This is a genomic window from Sinorhizobium sp. M4_45 (assembly GCF_002885915.1).
Taxonomy (GTDB): Bacteria; Pseudomonadota; Alphaproteobacteria; order Rhizobiales; family Rhizobiaceae; genus Sinorhizobium; species Sinorhizobium meliloti_A.
On the sequence record NZ_NWVE01000004.1, the window covers coordinates 419,874 to 437,134 of the forward strand.

Below are 17,261 nucleotides of genomic sequence, written 5' to 3' on the forward strand. Positions count from 1 at the left end.
CCGCTTCGACCGGTGGGCCGCGCATCCTGCAGCAATGCACCCCCTCTTGAGCGGGGTTCACGGGAGGAGTCCTCATGGGCGAAACAAACACGGCCGCACAGCCATCCCAGGAATTCGAAAAGGTCCTGGCCGACAGTTCGACGGACGTAGCGTCTTTCGACGCGCATGATAAGACGCTGCTTCAGAAGCTGCAGCACTTCCTGCATTCGAGCCCGGCCGCGGTGCCGCTGATCGTGCTGGTTCTGTCGCTGATCGCCTTCGGGGTCATTCTCGGCGGCAAGTTCTTTTCCGCCTTCACCATGACGCTGATCCTGCAGCAGGTGGCAATCGTCGGTATCGTCGGTGCCGCTCAGACGCTCGTGATCCTGACCGCCGGTATCGATCTTTCGGTCGGCGCCATCATGGTGCTCTCATCCGTCATCATGGGGCAGTTCACCTTCCGCTACGGCTTCCCGCCGGTGCTCTCCGTCATCTGCGGTCTTGGGGTGGGGGCGCTCTGCGGCTACATCAACGGAACGCTCGTCGCGCGGATGAAGCTGCCGCCCTTTATCGTCACGCTCGGCATGTGGCAGATCGTGCTCGCCTCCAACTTCCTCTATTCCGCCAATGAGACGATCCGGGCTCAGGACATTTCCGCGAATGCCCCGATCCTGCAGTTCTTCGGCCAGAACTTCCGCATCGGCAATGCCGTCTTCACCTACGGCGTCGTGGTGATGGTGCTCCTCGTCTGCCTTCTTTGGTACGTCCTGAACCGCACGGCCTGGGGGCGCTATGTCTATGCCGTCGGCGACGACCCCGAGGCTGCAAAGCTCGCCGGCGTCAACGTCACGCGCATGCTCATCTCCATCTATACGCTCTCCGGTCTCATCTGCGCCCTTGCCGGCTGGACCCTCATCGGCCGCATCGGCTCCGTCTCCCCGACAGCGGGGCAGTTCGCGAATATCGAATCGATCACCGCCGTGGTGATCGGCGGCATCTCGCTCTTCGGCGGCCGCGGCTCCATCATGGGGATGCTCTTCGGCGCGCTGATCGTCGGCGTCTTCTCGCTCGGCCTGCGCCTCATGGGCACCGACCCGCAATGGACCTATCTCCTGATCGGCTTGCTGATCATCATCGCCGTTGCAATCGACCAGTGGATCAGAAAGGTAGCAGCCTGATGGCACAGGAACCCATTCTCACCGCCCGCGGCCTCGTCAAGCGCTATGGCCGCGTGACTGCCCTCGATCGCGCCGACTTCGACCTCTATCCCGGTGAAATCCTGGCCGTTATCGGCGACAACGGCGCCGGCAAGTCCTCGATGATCAAGGCGATATCGGGCGCCGTCACGCCGGACGAGGGCGAGATCCGGCTGGAGGGCAGGCCCATCCAGTTCCGCTCGCCGATGGAGGCGAGACAAGCCGGCATCGAAACGGTCTATCAGAACCTCGCCCTGTCGCCGGCATTGTCGATCGCCGACAACATGTTCCTCGGCCGGGAAATCCGCAAGCCGGGAATCATGGGCAAGTGGTTCCGCTCGCTCGACCGGGCCGCCATGGAAAAGCAGGCGCGGGCGAAGCTCTCCGAGCTCGGTCTGATGACCATCCAGAACATCAACCAGGCGGTCGAGACGCTCTCGGGCGGACAACGCCAGGGCGTCGCGGTGGCACGCGCCGCCGCCTTCGGTTCCAAGGTCGTCATCATGGACGAGCCGACTGCGGCGCTCGGGGTGAAGGAAAGCCGGCGCGTGCTGGAGCTGATCCTCGACGTGCGTCGCCGCGGTCTGCCGATCGTGCTGATCTCGCACAACATGCCGCATGTCTTCGAAGTCGCGGACCGGATCCATATCCATCGTCTCGGCCGCCGCCTTTGCGTCATCAATCCCAAGGATTACACCATGTCCGATGCGGTGGCCTTCATGACAGGCGCGAAGGAGCCGCCGCGCGAGGCGATTGCGGCATGAGCGTCAAATCCCTTGCGGATGAAATCCTGAAGCGGGCGGTCGTTTCCGGCCGCTTCATCGTCGCCATCGCCGGTCCGCCCGGCGCCGGCAAGTCTACGCTTTCCGAAACGCTTGCGGAGGCGATCACGCAGGCGGGCGAAAAGGCGGCGGTGTTGCCCATGGACGGGTTTCACATGGACAATGCCGTTCTCGAAGAAAAAGGGCTGCTTGCCCGCAAGGGGGCACCCGAGACCTTCGACGTCCGATCCTTTCTCGCAACGCTTGCTGCCGTGCGCGCCGATGACGGCGAGGTTCTCGTTCCGGTCTTCGACCGCTCCCGGGAACTGGCGATCGCCTCGGCGAGGATCATCGCGCCCGAGACGCGTATCGTGCTTGCCGAGGGCAACTACCTGCTGCTGGAGGAAGCGCCCTGGAACGGCCTCGACGGCGCCTTCGACTATTCGATCTTCATAGATCCGGGTCTGGAGGTGCTCGAGCGGCGGCTCCTGCAGCGCTGGTACGATCACGGCTATGACGAAGACGCGGCGCGCAGCAAGGCCTATGGCAACGACCTGCCCAATGCCCGCCGGGTCCTCGACAGCCGCAGGCCGGCGGATGTCGTGATCAGGGACTTTTAGAGTGCTCGGCATTCGTCCCGCAGTTTCCGGCCGCGGACTGCGGTGACCTTTCGAATCGCCATTGTCTTCGGCGGCGCAATGGTGTTATCGAGGCGCGGTTTCACCACATGAGTTGCCGCCCTTCGAGCGCACCGGTACGCCTGATGCCGGCCGCGCGGATCGGGCGCGAGCATCGGGAGAACGCTGATATGCAAGACCTCGTTATACGCCGCCCTGACGATTGGCATCTTCACCTGCGCGACGGCGGCATGCTGCGCGGCGTGATCGCCGATACGAGCCGCCATTTCGCGCGTGCCATCATCATGCCCAATCTGGTGCCGCCGGTGGTGACCTCGGCCGATGCGGCCGCCTATCGCGAGCGCATCCTCGCCGCCATTCCCGCAGGGGACCGGTTCGAGCCGCTGATGACGCTTTATCTTACCGAGGGCACCGATCCGGGCGATGTGGAAGCTGGGTTCAGGAGCGGCCTCGTCAAGGCGGTCAAGCTCTATCCGGCCGGCGCCACCACCAATTCGTCGAGCGGGGTCCGCGATATCGACAAGGCCATGCCGGTGCTCGAGCGCATAGCCGAGATCGGCCTGCCGCTCTGCGTCCATGGCGAGGTGACGACGGCCGAGGTCGACATTTTCGACCGTGAGGCAGTCTTCATCGAAACCGTTCTCGACCCGCTCCGCCGGCGACTGCCCGATCTCAGGATCACCATGGAGCATGTGACGACGAAGGACGGCGTCGACTATATCCGGGAGCATGCGGCCAATCTTGCCGGCTCCATCACCACCCATCACCTGATCATCAACCGCAACGCCATCCTCGTCGGCGGCATCAAGCCGCATTACTACTGTCTGCCGGTAGCGAAGCGCGAGGCGCATCGGCTGGCGCTTCGCCAGGCGGCGATCTCGGGCGACGTCCGCTTCTTCCTCGGAACGGACTCCGCCCCGCATGTCGACCCGCTCAAGGAATGCGCCTGCGGCTGTGCCGGCATCTACACATCGATCAACACCTTGAGCTGCCTCGCTCACGTCTTCGAGGAAGAGGGCGCGCTCGACCGGCTGGAAGCCTTCACCTCGCTGAACGGGCCAGCCTGGTACGGCCTGCCGGCAAACGAGGAAACGATCACGCTGCACAAGCAGGAGGAGCCCGTCCGCTATCCCGCCAAGATCGAAACCGAGGCCGGCCCGGTCACGGTCTTCGACCCGATGTTTCCGCTTCATTGGGCCGTCGTCCAGCCCTGATTGCAGAAGGAGAATCCATGTTTTCGAATGCGTTCACCGATAAGGCGGTGATGGCCGAGCTGGTCGCGAAGATGCTCTGGGAAATCAAGGCGGTGCATTTTCGGGCCGACGAGCCCTACAAGCTCTCTTCCGGCATGGCGAGCCCGGTCTATATCGACTGCCGCAAGCTGATCTCCTATCCGCGAATCCGTTCCGCGGTGATGGATTTTGCCGCTGCGACGATCCTGCGCGAAGCCGGCTTCGAGCGGTTCGACGTGGTGGCCGGCGGCGAGACTGCCGGCATTCCCTTCGCAGCCATGCTTGCCGAGCGTCTCGGCCTGCCGATGATCTACGTGCGCAAGGCGCCGAAGGGACATGGCCGCAACGCCCAGATCGAAGGCCATATGCCGGAGGGCGCGCGCGTCCTGGTCATCGAGGATCTGACGACCGCCGGCGGCTCGATGTTCAAGTTCATCGACGCGATCCGCGCGGCCGGCGGCGTCGTCGAGCACGGCATCGCGCTTTTCTACTACGACATCTTTCCGGAAGCCCGCGGCGACATGAAGTCGAAGGGCGTCGACCTGCACTACATCGCCACCTGGCGCAACGTGCTTGCCGTCGCGCGCGAACTGGCGCTGTTCGACGAGAAGACGCTGAACGAGGTCGAAGCCTTCCTCAACGCTCCGCTCGACTGGTCGGGCCGTAACGGGGGCGTCAGCGCGCTCGCGGTCCAGTAGCGAAGGGCTTGGCGCGATTGCCGGATCGATGAATATGTTTGGGGAGGAATGGACATGATCGTTTGCTGCGGAGAGGCCCTGATCGACATGCTGCCGCGGGAGACGACGGCGGGCGAGAGCGCCTTTGCGCCCTATGCGGGCGGCGCGATCTTCAACACGGCCGTCGCGCTCGGCCGGCTCGGCGTCCCCACAGGCTTCTTCACCGGCCTCTCGGACGATATGTTCGGCGACATCCTGCGCTCGACGCTCGAGGCCGCGAATGTCGATTTCGCTCCCTGCGCCACGCTGCCGCTGCACACGACGCTCGCCTTCGTGAAGCTCGTCGACGGGCATGCGAGCTACGCCTTCTTCGACGAGAACACGGCCGGCAGGATGATCACCACGGAGCACCTTCCGGCGCTCGGAGATTTCTGCGAGGCGCTGCATTTCGGCGCGATCAGCCTCATTCCCGAGCCCTGCGGCTCCACTTACGAGGCGCTGATGGCGCGGGAGCACGAAAAACGGGTGATCTCCTTCGATCCGAATATCCGCCCCGGCTTCATCAAAGACCGGGGGGCGCATGTCGGCCGCATGAAGCGAATGGCCGCCATGTCCGATATCGTCAAGTTCTCCGACGAGGACCTCGCCTGGTTCGGCATGGAGGGCAGCCACGACGCGCTCGCGGCCGAATGGCTGAAACGCGGCCCGAAGCTGGTGCTGATCACCCGCGGCGCGGACGGCGCGGTCGGTTATACGGACGGCCACAAGGTCGAGGTCGCGAGCGAACGGGTCGAGGTCGTCGATACGGTCGGCGCGGGCGACACTTTCGACGCCGGTATACTGGCGTCGTTGAAGTTCAACGGCCTCCTGACCAAGGAGAAGGTGGCAAGCCTGACCGACGAGGCCATCCGTCAGGCCCTGACGCTCGGAGCGAAGGCGGCGGCCGTCACTGTTTCGCGCGCAGGCGCCAACCCGCCCTGGCGGCACGAACTCGGGCTGTGAGGTCGGTGCCGGCCACGCCGGGTCTCGGCGGGTCCAAGCAGCACGCGCGGCCGTCTATGCCCGCTCTGGCTTCCTCCATCTCCCCCGCAAGGGGGGAGAATCTGCGCGGCTGACCGATCACTCCGATCGGTTGTCGATCAGCGTGCCGCCTTCAACAGCGCAGCAACCAGTCCGGCGGTCGAGGAATCGTGTCCCTCGGTGCTTTCCTTGCCTTCGATGACGGGCAGTAGGCCGGTCGCCAGTTCCTTGCCGAGCTCGACGCCCCACTGGTCGAAGGAATTGATGTTGAAGAGCGCGCCTTCGACAAAGACGCGATGTTCGTAAAGCGCGATCAGACGGCCGAGCGCGAAGGGGTCGAGCTGATCGTAGACGATGGTCAGCGACGGCCGGTTTCCGGTGAAGACGCGGTGGGGTGCGATTTTGTCGGCCTTTGCCTCGCCCATTCCCTTGGAGGTCAGCTGCGCCTTGGCTTCCGCCAGCGTACGCCCTTTCATGAGGGCTTCCGACTGCGCCAGGCAGTTCGCCATCAGGAGCTGGTGCTGGTGGCGCAGGTCCTTTTCGTGGCCGTTCGCCGCGATCATGAACTCGGCGGGAATGATATCGGTTCCCTGGTGGATGAGCTGATAGAAGGCATGCTGGCCATTGGTGCCGGGCTCGCCCCAGACCACGGGACCGGTTGCGAATTCCACCGGCTGGCTGTCGAGCGTCACGCCCTTGCCGTTCGATTCCATGTCGAGCTGCTGCAGATAGGCCGGGAAGCGCGTCAGCCGCTGATCGTAGGGCAGGATCGCCCGCGACGGATAGCCGAGAACGTTGCGGTGATAGAAGCCGATGAGTGCGAGGAGCATGGGGACATTCCGGCGAAGCGGCGCGCTGCGGAAATGCTCGTCCATGGCGTGGCCGCCATCGAGGAAGCGGCCGAAATTCTCCTTGCCGATCGCGATCATCAGCGGCAGTCCGATCGCCGACCAGATGGAATAACGCCCCCCGACCCAGTCCCAGAAGCCGAAGACGCGGGCGGCATCGATGCCGAAGGCGCCGACCTTATCCAGGGCGGTGGAGACGGCCGCGAAGTGATGACCCACCGCCGCCTCGCCGAGCTTGCCGGCGATGAAGGCGCGGGCAGTCGCCGCATTGGTCATCGTCTCGATCGTGGTGAAAGTCTTGGAGGCGACGATGAAGAGAGAAGTCTCGGGATCGAGGAGCTTCAGCGTGTCTGCGATGTGGGCGCCGTCGACATTGGAAACGAAGTGCAGCCGCGGACCGTCATGGAAGGGGGCAAGCGCCAGCGTCGCCATGACAGGGCCGAGGTCGGAGCCCCCGATGCCTATATTGACGACGTCGGTGATTTTCTTGCCTGTGGCTCCTTTCAGGGCACCGGAGCGGACGTCGTCAGCGAACTTGCCCATGGCCTCGAGCACGGCATTGACGTCCGGCATGACGTCCTTGCCACCCACGAGAACCGGCCGGTTCGACCTGTTCCTGAGCGCCGTGTGCAGAACCGCGCGCTCCTCGGTGATGTTGATGATATCGCCGCGGAACATCGCATCGCGCTTTTCCTCGACCTTCGCCGCCTTGGCGAGCGCTTCGAGGCCGTCGATCACCCGGTCGTTCACGGCGCATTTGGAGTAGTCGAAGAGGAGGTCGTCGAACGCCGTGCTGAAGCGCGAGAAGCGGTTCGGATCGGCCGCGAAGGCGGCACGGATATCGGTCGCCTCGGTTTCGCGTGCAGTGGCTTTCAGGTTTTCGACAAGCGCTTTCATCGCAGGGCTCCTTGCATCGCAACTAGGGCATGGGAATGGGGGCATGGAATTTGGCTGCGATAGCTAGTCGGTTTAACCGCGGCAAATCAAGGGCAGGTGTGCGCTGCAGCGAAAAAAGGTGGCCGCATCGCTCCATCGGAAGGGCGGCGAAAACATCCCCTCACCCTAACCCTCTCCAGGCAGGCGGGCAGAGGGGACTCGGACGCACACGCGGCGGCAAAATGGAACGAGGCGGTGCCACGAGTCCCTTCTCCCCGTCCAGCGGGGAGAAGGGGGCCGACAGGCCGGGTGAGGGACGTTTTCGCGCCCAAGCCGTTACCCGCGAAGATCCTTGCGCAGGATCTTGCCGACGTTGGACTTGGGCAGTTCCGTGCGGAACTCCACGTGTCGCGGCCGCTTGTAGTTGGTGAGGTTGGCGGCGCAGTGGCGCTTGACCTCTTCTTCGGTGAGGTTCGGGTCCTTGCGCACGACGAAGAGCTTGACCGCTTCGCCGGAATGAGGGTCGGCAATACCGATTGCGGCGCATTCGAGGATGCCGGGATGGGTCGCCGCCACCTCCTCGATCTCGTTGGGGAAAACGTTGAACCCCGAGACGAGGATCATGTCCTTCTTCCGGTCGACGATCTTCGTCAGCCCCTCGGCGTTCATGAAGCCGACATCCCCGGTGCGGAAGAAGCCGTCCGGCGAAATGGCCTTGGCCGTTTCCTCTGCGCGCTGCCAGTAGCCCGCCATGACCTGCGGGCCGCGAATGCAGATCTCTCCGATTTCGCCCGCGGGAAGCGTGCGCCCGTCCTCGTCGCGGATCTCGATCTCCGTCGAGGGCAGCGGCATGCCGATCGTGCCGGTGAAATCGTCGGTGTCGAGGCGGTTGGCGGTCGCGACCGGCGAGGTCTCGGAAAGGCCGTAGCCTTCATGGATCGGGCAGCCGGTCAGCTCCAGCCAGCGCTCGGCGACGGGCCGCTGCACTGCCATGCCGCCCCCGAAGGTCAGGATCAGGGACGAGAAGTCGAGTTTGCGGAATTCGGGATTGTTCATCAACGCGTTGAAGAGCGTGTTCAGCCCCGGAAAGATGTTCGTCCTGTGCCTGCCGAGCTCCTTGACGAAGGCGGGGATGTCGCGCGGGTTCGGTATCAGGATGTTGTTGCCGCCGGTTGCCAGCCCCATCAGCGAATTCACCGTGAGCGCGAAGATATGATAGAGCGGCAACGCGCACATGAAGGTGAGCCTCTCCGGGCGCGGTTTGCGCAGGAAGGCCGTGTTCAGCCACAGTTCCATCTGGGCCATGTTGGACAGGAGATTGGCGTGCGTCAGCGTTGCGCCCTTGGAAACACCGGTGGTGCCGCCGGTATATTGCAGGAAGGCGACATCTCCCGGCGCCACGTTCGGCCGCTTGAAGCCGAGCGTCGCGCCCTTGGCAAGAACCGACTTGAAAGAAAGGTGACCTGGAATCGACCAGGCGGGGACCAGCTTCTTGACGCGGCGTACCACCAGATTGACGATTGTTCCCTTCGGACCAAGCATGTCGCCCATGCTGGCGACCACGACATGCTTGACCTTCGTGCGGGGCAGCACCTGCTCGACCGTATGGGCAAAGTTCTCGAGCACGAAGATCGCCTTGGCGCCGGCATCCACCAACTGGTGCTCCAGTTCGCGCGGCGTATAGAGCGGATTGACGTTGACGACGGTGAAGCCGGCTCGCAGGATTCCGTAGACGATGACGGGATTTTGAAGGATGTTGGGCATCATCACCGCAACCCGATCGCCGTTCGCGAGCCCTAGCGACTGGAGCCAGGCGGCGATTTTCGCCGAATGCGCATTGAGATCGGAGAAGGTCAGCGCCTTGCCCATGCAGGTGAATGCGGGCCGCCAGGAATATTGCGCAACCGCGTGATCGAAGAATTCGCCGATGGAGCGATAGGTGAGCGGGCCGATGTCGGCGGGCACGCCCGGCGGGTAGGATCCGAGCCAGATCTTCGCCGTACCGGAACCCGACTGCTGGGTGCTTGCTTCCGCCATGACCTTCCTCCCTCTGGTCGCCAATGAACGGCCGTCATCGCGGCAAAGAAAAATCCCTCCCGATCTTCCTCTCCGTCGAAGATGCTGCTTTTAGCTCGCCTCTTCAAGCCGTAATCCGGATTATATAACTTTGACGTAAACGTCAACAATCGGCAGGCATGCACCGGTTGTGAAATATTCATGTGCCCTGCAGCACAGTTCTTGCAGGTGCAGTCGGCCCGCCTATACTGCACTGCAGTATAACCTGCCACGACATCGGCTGCGCCGACGTCCCCAAGATATTTTACAAGATCCCTCCCAAGCGGCGGCCGACGGGCCGCGAGCCAAGGTAGCGCATGTCCGAAGACGTCCTTTCCGCCGATATCGGCCCCACCCATATAGGCAAGTCCCGCAACAGAGTTTCCGCGGCGGAAATCGCGCTGGCTGTCGGCGGTTTCGGTATCGGTACCGGCGAATTCGCCATTATGGGTCTGTTGCCTCAGGTCGCAGACGACGTCGCGGTGTCGGTGCCGGCGGCGGGCGCCGTCATCAGCGCCTACGCGCTCGGCGTCGTCGTCGGGGCGCCGTTGATCGCCGTGCTTGCGGCGCGGTTCGCCCGCTTTCATGTGCTGCTGGTCCTGATGGCGGTCTTTGCATTGGGCAATTTCGCGTCCGCATTTGCTCCAAGTTTCCACCCGCTCGTCGCCGCGCGCTTTTTCGCGGGCCTGCCGCACGGGGCCTATTTCGGCGTGGCGGCACTGGTCGCGGCAGGACTTGCGGCACCGAACCAGCGGGCGCGCGCGGTCGGGCGGGTCATGATGGGGCTGACGATCGCCACCCTTTTCGGCACGCCGCTCGTCGCCTGGTTCGGCCAGGCGCTCGGCTGGCGCAGCGCCTTCGCGATCGTCGGCGGCATCAGCCTTATGACGATGGTCCTGATCTGGCTTCACGTGCCGCGGGACAGGGGCGATCCGCAGGCGACGCCGCTGCGGGAATTGAGCGCACTGGGAAGCCTCCAGGTCTGGTTGCTGCTGGGTATCTGTGCGATCGGCTGCGGCGGGATGTTCGCCGTCTTCACCTATATCGCACCGGCGCTGACCCAGGTCGCGGGCGTTTCCGTCGCCAATGTACCCGTCATGCTGTCGGTCTTCGGCGCAGGCATGATCCTCGGCAATATCGTGGGTTCGCGGCTCGCCGATTGGTCGCTTACACGCGCCATCGGCATCGCGCTCGTCTTCAACGTCTTCGCCTACATCCTCTTCTATTTCACCATGACGAGCCCCTGGATGGCGATCGTCAACGTGCTTTTCATCGGCGGTGGCTTCGCCGTCGTTCCGGGCGTGCAGACCCGGCTGATAGACGTCGCCGGAAAGGCGCAGACGCTCGCGGCAGCCCTCAGTCATTCCGCCTTCAATCTCGCCAATGCCCTTGGCGCCTGGCTCGGCGGCATTGCCATCGCCGCCGGCTATGGCTGGACTTCGCCGGGGCTCGTCGGCGCCGTGCTCGGCATCGGCGGTTTCGCCATATTCCTCGCCTCGGTGTTCGTTGATCGCCGGAGACGGGACGCGTAGCCTGACTGCGCGCGAAACCGCACGCGCTTTTCCTCAGCCGCTCTAATCTCCCTGTCACGTCCGCTTGCTAGGTGAAAATGCGCGCGTTCTGGCGTAAAGCGCCGATTCGGAGCCGGCCGCCATCATTGCGCCGGAAACCGCGTCCAGCGGAGCGGAACGGGCTGGCAAGGTTGCGGGTTTGTTGTAAGGTTCGAAGAGACGGAGGAGAATTGGTGCAATTGGGCAATCGCGAACGAGAGAATCTACCTGTGGAGCCGCGGCTCTTCGGGCAGCCGGCCCATTCACGCTCCGCCCTCGTCGTGCCGATTTCGGCGGCCCGGTGGCTGCTCGTTCTCATTCTGCTTTGCGGCGTCTATTTCTTCCATGGTTTCCTCGTGCCGGTGCTTGCGGCGGTGGTCATCGGGTTCGCGAGCTGGCCCATCTATTGGCGGCTGCTTCAGGGCGTGAACGGCAACCGCACACTTGCTGCGACGATCGCCATCATTTCCGTCGTCGCCTTTATCGTCGTGCCGATCTCGCTCGTCGCGATCTATGCCGTGGACGAAGTGCGCGATTGGCTCGTCTGGGCGGTTGCGACCAATGCGAACGGCGCCCCGGCGCCTGCCTGGCTGGCGACGATCCCGGCGGTGGGTGCCTGGCTCGGCGAACAATGGGTCAAATATGTCGGTCACCCCGGCGCTCTCGGGGAGTTGGTGCAGCTCGTGAGCGGCTCCAATATCGGCAATATCTATCGCGGCGTGCTCGTGGTCGGCGCCTCCGCCTTCCAGTCCTTCCTGACGCTCCTTTTCATGCTGATCACGCTCTTCTTCGTCTATCGCGACGGCCAGTCCTTTTCGAAGCAGCTCGACCATCTTGGCGAACGGATCTTTCCCATGCGCTGGGAGAGGCTGTCGCGCGTGGTGCCCCTTACGATCAGTTCGACGGTCACCGGCATGGGCATCATCGCGATCGGCGAAGGCATTGTGCTCGGCGTCGCCTATTGGCTGGCCGGCGTACCGTCGCCGGTGACGCTCGGCATCATCACCGGCGTCATGGCGCTCGTGCCGGGCGGCGCTCCGCTCTGCTTCACCCTGGTCTCGGTCTATCTCGTTGCTAGCGGCTCGCCCGTCCACGGCGTGGCGCTGTTCACCTGGGGTACGACGGAGCTCTTCATCGTAGACAAGACATTGCGCCCGAGGCTCGTCGGCGGCCCGATCAAGCTGCCCTTCCTGCCGACGTTTTTCGGCCTGGTCGGTGGCGTCAAGACGATGGGGTTTCTCGGTCTCTTCGTCGGCCCGGTCCTGATGGCGCTGCTCGTCGCCATCTGGCGCGAATGGCTTCGCGAGGTGACGAGCCAGCCGGAGCCGACGGTCAACGGTATACCCAGGGTGGATATTTCCGCCAAGTGAGACCGAAGCCGGCCACGCGGCGATATGGCATTTGCATGGAAGTTGTTTTAAGACAGACTGCAATCATTCATTTGTAGGCCGTACTTCTCGAACATGAGTGTCGCACCCGACGGCGAAGACGCAGACAGGCCGGGCGTGGATCGTCGCCCCATCGCCGCGCGCGACAGCGGCTACGCGCGGCGCTTGACGGCGTTGCTTCTGAAGACGTCGGTCACGCCGAACCAGATCTCGCTTGCAAGCGTCGTCTTTGCCGCGCTGGGGGCAGGGGCCCTCCTTTCCGCAGTCCGCTGGCCGTTCCTTTATCCCGTGGCGCTCGCCGCTATCCAGTTGCGCCTCCTGTGCAACCTTCTCGACGGCATGGTGGCGGTCGAGGGGGGGCGCGGTTCGCCGGTGGGAGCGCTCTACAACGAGTTTCCCGACCGGGTCGCCGATACCTTGCTCATCGTTGCACTCGGCTATGCCGCCGGCGCGGGATGGCTCGGCTGGGCGGGAGCGCTTGCGGCCGCCTTCACGGCCTATGTGCGCGTCTTCGGCGGGTCGCTCGGCCAGGCTCAGGACTTCCGCGGTCCCATGGCGAAACAGCACCGCATGGCGTTGATGAGTCTCGCCTGCGTGCTGGCATTCGGGGAAGCGTTTGTGATGACGGAGCGCCTCGTGCTTTACGCCACGGCTTGGATCATTCTTGCCGGCGCGCTCGTCACATGCGCGACCCGCACGAGGGCCATCGTCGCGCGCATTCGGGAAGGCGCGAAGCCGTGATCGACCTGGCATTGATCGGCCTCACGCGGTTCATCGTCGGCGGGCAGGCGCACTGGATGGGCTCGCGGCCGGAAATGCGCCAGCGAATCTATTTCGCCAATCACGCGAGCCATCTCGACACGCTGCTGATCTGGTCGGCGCTGCCGCGTGCGTTGCGCGCATCGACGCATCCGATCGCCGCGGCGGACTATTGGGGCAGGGGGGCCGTGAGGCGCCATATCGGGCTAAAGGTGTTGAACGGCGTGCTCGTCGAGCGCTCGACGCAGGGGCCGCCCGGAGCGGCTCTCGCACCCTTGCGCAACGTGCTCTGCGAGGGTGAGTCGCTCATCCTTTTCCCGGAGGGCACGCGCGGCAGCGAGCGGTTGCCGGGGCCGTTCAAGAGCGGGCTCTACTGGCTGTCTCAGGAATTTCCCGACGTGGAACTGATCCCGACCTATCTCGACAATCCCTCGCGCGCCTTTCCCAAGGGAACCTTTTTGCCCGTCCCCATCAGCTGCACGGTGCGTTTCGGACCGCCGGTCGCGCGCCACACCGGCGAAGAGAAGGAGGCTTTTCTGGAACGCGCCCGCGCAGCGGTCGCCGCACTTGCGCCGGAACCCATCGGATGAGGCTTCCATGTCCTTGAACGACAAACTCTTTATCCTCTTTGCCGGCATAGGCGCTCTTCTCGGAGCGGCATCGCTGATCGGCTTCGTGCTGTCGCGCCGCGCGACGTCCGAAACGGGGCGGGCGACGATCGACAATCTCAATGCCCGTATCAGGGCATGGTGGGTGATGATCGCCATATTCGCGGTGAGTTTCGCTCTCGGCCGCGGCGTCACGCTCGTGCTCTTTGCTCTCACCTCCTTCTACACGCTGCGCGAGTTCGTCTCGCTGACGCCGACGCGTGCCGCCGATCACCTGCCGCTCGTCGCTTCCTTTTACGTTCTGCTGCCGCTGCAATACTGGCTGATCTCGATCGACTGGTATGCGCTTTTCACCATTCTGATACCGGTCTACGGCTTCCTCCTCCTGCCGAGCCTTTCCGCGCTGAAGGGCGACACGGAGCAGTTCCTGCTGCGCGTCTCGCGCATCCAGTGGGGGCTGATGCTGACGGTCTATTGCATCAGCCACGCACCGGCCCTCCTGACGCTCGACATCCCCGGCCGGCCGGGCGAAGGCTTTCTGCTGCTCTTCTTCCTCATCACCATCGCGCAGTTCAGCGATGTCATGCAGTATGTCTTCGGCAAGCTTTTCGGCCGGACGAAGATCGCACCGGTCGTCAGCCCGTCGAAAACGGTCGAGGGACTTGCCGGAGGCGGGCTTTCGGCAGTGGCTGCCGGCGCGGCCTTGTGGTGGATAACGCCCTTCACGCCGCTACAGGCGGCCGCCATGGCCCTCGCCATCGTCGCCATGGGCTTTCTCGGCGGACTGGCGCTCTCGGCCGTGAAGCGCTCGATGGGCGTAAAGGACTGGGGCTCGATGATCAGCGGCCATGGCGGCGTACTCGACCGAATGGATTCGCTGAGCTTCGCGGCACCGGTGTTCTTTCACCTGACGCGATATTTTTACACGTGATGTGTGACGGGGGATCACGGTTTCGTGTTCCTCCATGAGGGAAGGATTGTACCCGTCGAAGAGTCGTTTCTCCTGCCGCGCCGTCGAAAGACTGCTGCGGTCCAACACGCATAAAAGGAGAAGCCCGTGCGAATTGCGTTTATGATTGTCCTGACAACGATCCTTGCCACGCCTGCTTCGGCGCAGGACACCGCACTCCATGACCCTTCTATCAGCCGCGATGCCCAGGATGGGGTGATCCGTCTTTACGGTGCAGGCGGTCCGCACACCGCCATCCGGAAAGTCGCGGACGTCTGGACGAAGGAGACCGGCCGCAAGGTCGAAATCACCGCCGGGCCGGAGAAGACATGGTCGAAAAAGGCGCAGGCCGATGCGGACGTCATTTGGGGTACCTCCGAGCAGGCGATGACTGCTTTTCTCGAGACGTATCAAGGATTTTCGTCGGATCAGGTCGCGCCGATTTACCTTCGTCCAGCAGTGATTGCCGTGAAAGCGGGTAATCCCAAGGGGATCACAAAATTCGAGGACCTTCTGGCGGTCGGGACGAAAATCGTCGTAACCGAGGGGGCTGGCGTCGCCAACACATCGGGGACGGGTGTATGGGAGGACGTCGCGGGCCGCCTCGGCCGGCTGGAGGATGTCGCGGCGTTCCGCAGGAACATTGTCGCTTTCGAACATGGTTCGGGCGCGAGCTTCAAGGCGTTCAAAGCGTTGGATGCAGACGCCTGGATCACCTGGCCGAATTGGCCGGTTTCGAACCCCGACACCCTGGAAGCGGTGATGCTGTCGAGCGATCGGGCAATATGGCGCGACTTGAGCGTGGCGCTGGCCCCCGACGCCGATCCCGAAGCAAAAGCGTTTCTGGACTATCTGATCTCCGATGAAGCGCAGAAGATCATGTCCCGCGAAGGCTGGATACGCTGAACTGTTTTGGTGTGCCAGCACGGCCACCAGTCGCGACGGCGTGATCGTGGACCACCGTCCGCTTAAAAGATCAGCGGCGTCCGCGGGGGCGATCGATAATGCCGGGGCGTGGCCATTTTTTCTGCCGCCACGCTCATGGCTTTCGCACGGTCGGACGGCCGAAAAGAGATTTCCCTTCTTTGCACATCCAGCGATCACCGCGGCCGGCGAGGCATACAGCAGCGGTTAGAAGACGCTTAGACTAGGTCAGCAGCCTGTGTATTGCTCGAGCTTTCGATAGAGCCATATGTCAGCCTATCAACCGGGCGACCCAGGAGCCGCCCAAAAACACTCTGATCTCTGAAGAAATGGTGCCGCTTACGTGACTCGAACACGTGACCCCATCATTACGAATGTTAAATGCTGCGATCTCTGTACATCCCAATTGTGTTTCTTGGCTTATACTTTTCAATATGTTAGCAGTGAGTTGGCGATTTTTTTAGCGTGAGATGGACTGGCTTTTCCCGATTTTCTGCTTACTATGTGCTTACTGGAAGCGAGGCTAGTAAGCATGCGCATTACGAAAAAGGCAATGGATGGTTTGATCAAAGCTGACAAGGACGCGTTCTATTGGGACGACGACCTTGCAGGGTTCGGGGTCAAGGTGACACCCGCGGGAAAGAAGGTCTTTGTCCTGCAGACCCGGCTTCACGGACGCCCCAAGCGGTACACCATCGGGACCTACGGGCAGCCGTGGTCGCCCGACAATGCTCGCCTCGAAGCCAAGAAGATGCTGGGTCAGGTGTCTGCCGGCATCGATCCGCACGAAGAGAAGAAGTCGCGCCGGCAGGACATCACTATTAGCGAATTAGCCGACCTGTATTGGGAGGCAGCGAAGGCGCATAAGAAGCCGACTACCATCGCGAATGAGAAGGGGCTGCAAAAGCGCCACATCATACCGTTGCTCGGCAAATCTCGGCTCAGGGATTTGCAGAAGCACCACATTCAGAAGTTCGTGAATGATGTGGCAGCCGGCAAGACGGTCGCGGATATCCGAACGAAACCGCGCGGTCGGGCGCGCGTAACCGGCGGGCAAGGCTCTGCGAATCGTACATTCGGCTTGCTGTCGTCGATGCTGTCATTTGCAGTTGAGCGAGGGCTGCGACCCGATAATCCGGCACTAGGCGTGAAGCAGTTCAAGCTCAGGAAGCATGACCGCTATCTCTCAGCAGAGGAATTGGAGAAGCTAGGGCAGGCGTTGAAGTCGGTCGAGGTCGACTGCGCGAGCCCGTTCGCTATCGCAGCCATACGTTTTCTCGCGCTGTCCGGTTGCCGTCGCAATGAGGCGCTGAGCCTCCAGTGGGGATGGCTTGATTTAGAGCACAACCTTGCGAAACTGCCCGATAGCAAGACCGGGCAAAAGGTACTGCTCCTCGGCAAGGTAGCTCTTGAGTTTCTAAAGATGTTGCCACGTGTGGAGGGGTCGCCCTTGGTTTTCCCGTCGGCAGCCGGCGGCACGACGCCGCTGAGCATTCAGAAGATATGGGACAAGGTGCGCGAAAAGGCGGGGCTAGAGGACATCAGACTGCATGACCTCCGGCACAATTTCGCGAGCACGGCCGTATCGTCGGGCCAGAGCCTTTACATCGTCGGCAAGCTGCTTGGCCATAGCCAGTCGCAAACGACGCAGCGGTACGCGCATCTGGCACCCGATCCTGTAAGGGCGGCGGCTGACGAGGTTGCTTCCGGGATTGCTCAGAAACTGAAGTGACCGGTCAAGGGCTGCTGGCGATCATCCTCTTTCAGAGCGCGCGTCATTAGGCCGGACTATGCAAAGGCG

At 63.0% G+C, this 17,261-nt stretch carries 15 protein-coding genes and 1 tRNA gene; 13 read left to right on the plus strand and 3 right to left on the minus strand.

Annotation, left to right across the window (positions count from 1 at the left end):
- Positions 1 to 74: 74 nt before the first annotated feature.
- The 6 genes from CN933_RS15060 (at position 75) to CN933_RS15085 (ending at position 5,485) form a co-directional block, all read left to right on the plus strand.
- Positions 75 to 1,157 (plus strand): ABC transporter permease, encoded by a 1,083-nt coding sequence (locus tag CN933_RS15060; protein WP_018094082.1) that lies wholly within the window; start codon positions 75 to 77, stop codon positions 1,155 to 1,157.
- Complete coding sequence (locus CN933_RS15065) at positions 1,157 to 1,939, plus strand: ATP-binding cassette domain-containing protein (RefSeq protein WP_018094083.1); 783 nt, start codon at positions 1,157 to 1,159, stop codon at positions 1,937 to 1,939. The genes CN933_RS15060 and CN933_RS15065 overlap by 1 nt, the downstream gene beginning before the upstream one ends.
- Positions 1,936 to 2,556, plus strand: coding sequence for a nucleoside triphosphate hydrolase (locus CN933_RS15070; RefSeq protein WP_018094084.1), 621 nt, complete (start codon positions 1,936 to 1,938; stop codon positions 2,554 to 2,556). The genes CN933_RS15065 and CN933_RS15070 overlap by 4 nt, the downstream gene beginning before the upstream one ends.
- A 188-nt stretch (positions 2,557 to 2,744) precedes the next feature.
- The gene (pyrC, locus tag CN933_RS15075) at positions 2,745 to 3,788 is read left to right on the plus strand and encodes a dihydroorotase (RefSeq protein ID WP_018094085.1); all 1,044 of its coding nucleotides are present in this window, start codon (positions 2,745 to 2,747) and stop codon (positions 3,786 to 3,788) included.
- 17 nt (positions 3,789 to 3,805) lie between these two features.
- Positions 3,806 to 4,504, plus strand: coding sequence for an orotate phosphoribosyltransferase (locus CN933_RS15080; protein WP_018094086.1), 699 nt, complete (start codon positions 3,806 to 3,808; stop codon positions 4,502 to 4,504).
- Positions 4,505 to 4,558: 54 nt separating this feature from the next.
- A complete protein-coding gene (locus CN933_RS15085; RefSeq protein ID WP_018094087.1) occupies positions 4,559 to 5,485 on the plus strand; it encodes a carbohydrate kinase family protein in 927 nt (308 codons plus the stop codon).
- Between the two features lie 137 nt (positions 5,486 to 5,622).
- On the opposite strand, the gene pgi is transcribed toward CN933_RS15085, so the two are convergent.
- Together pgi and CN933_RS15095 are read right to left on the minus strand one after the other, a co-directional pair.
- Positions 5,623 to 7,248 (minus strand): glucose-6-phosphate isomerase, encoded by a 1,626-nt coding sequence (pgi, locus tag CN933_RS15090; RefSeq protein WP_018094088.1) that lies wholly within the window; start codon positions 7,246 to 7,248, stop codon positions 5,623 to 5,625.
- A 315-nt stretch (positions 7,249 to 7,563) separates the two neighbouring features.
- On the minus strand, positions 7,564 to 9,264 hold the full coding sequence (locus CN933_RS15095; protein WP_018094089.1) for a long-chain fatty acid--CoA ligase: 1,701 nt from the start codon (positions 9,262 to 9,264) through the stop codon (positions 7,564 to 7,566).
- A gap of 335 nt (positions 9,265 to 9,599) precedes the next feature.
- Between CN933_RS15095 and CN933_RS15100 the strand changes: the two genes are divergently transcribed.
- The 6 genes from CN933_RS15100 (at position 9,600) to CN933_RS15125 (ending at position 15,442) form a co-directional block, all read left to right on the plus strand.
- Positions 9,600 to 10,814: an MFS transporter gene (locus CN933_RS15100; protein WP_018094090.1), complete on the plus strand. Its 1,215-nt coding sequence runs from the start codon at positions 9,600 to 9,602 to the stop codon at positions 10,812 to 10,814.
- A gap of 212 nt (positions 10,815 to 11,026) precedes the next feature.
- Entirely contained in the window at positions 11,027 to 12,202 is a 1,176-nt protein-coding gene (locus tag CN933_RS15105; RefSeq protein WP_026168522.1) for an AI-2E family transporter, read from the plus strand.
- 93 nt (positions 12,203 to 12,295) lie between these two features.
- Positions 12,296 to 12,961, plus strand: coding sequence for a CDP-alcohol phosphatidyltransferase family protein (locus CN933_RS15110; protein WP_018094092.1), 666 nt, complete (start codon positions 12,296 to 12,298; stop codon positions 12,959 to 12,961).
- Positions 12,958 to 13,569: a lysophospholipid acyltransferase family protein gene (locus CN933_RS15115; protein ID WP_018094093.1), complete on the plus strand. Its 612-nt coding sequence runs from the start codon at positions 12,958 to 12,960 to the stop codon at positions 13,567 to 13,569. The genes CN933_RS15110 and CN933_RS15115 overlap by 4 nt, the downstream gene beginning before the upstream one ends.
- A gap of 7 nt (positions 13,570 to 13,576) precedes the next feature.
- Positions 13,577 to 14,518, plus strand: coding sequence for a phosphatidate cytidylyltransferase (locus tag CN933_RS15120; RefSeq protein WP_018094094.1), 942 nt, complete (start codon positions 13,577 to 13,579; stop codon positions 14,516 to 14,518).
- Positions 14,519 to 14,644: 126 nt separating this feature from the next.
- A complete protein-coding gene (locus tag CN933_RS15125; RefSeq protein ID WP_018094095.1) occupies positions 14,645 to 15,442 on the plus strand; it encodes an extracellular solute-binding protein in 798 nt (265 codons plus the stop codon).
- A 348-nt stretch (positions 15,443 to 15,790) separates the two neighbouring features.
- On the opposite strand, the gene CN933_RS31525 is transcribed toward CN933_RS15125, so the two are convergent.
- A tRNA-Ser gene (locus tag CN933_RS31525) sits at positions 15,791 to 15,880 on the minus strand.
- Between the two features lie 112 nt (positions 15,881 to 15,992).
- On the opposite strand from CN933_RS31525, the gene CN933_RS15130 reads away from it, so the two are divergent.
- The gene (locus CN933_RS15130; RefSeq protein WP_180980715.1) at positions 15,993 to 17,192 is read left to right on the plus strand and encodes a tyrosine-type recombinase/integrase; all 1,200 of its coding nucleotides are present in this window, start codon (positions 15,993 to 15,995) and stop codon (positions 17,190 to 17,192) included.
- The last annotated feature ends 69 nt before the right edge of the window (positions 17,193 to 17,261 follow it).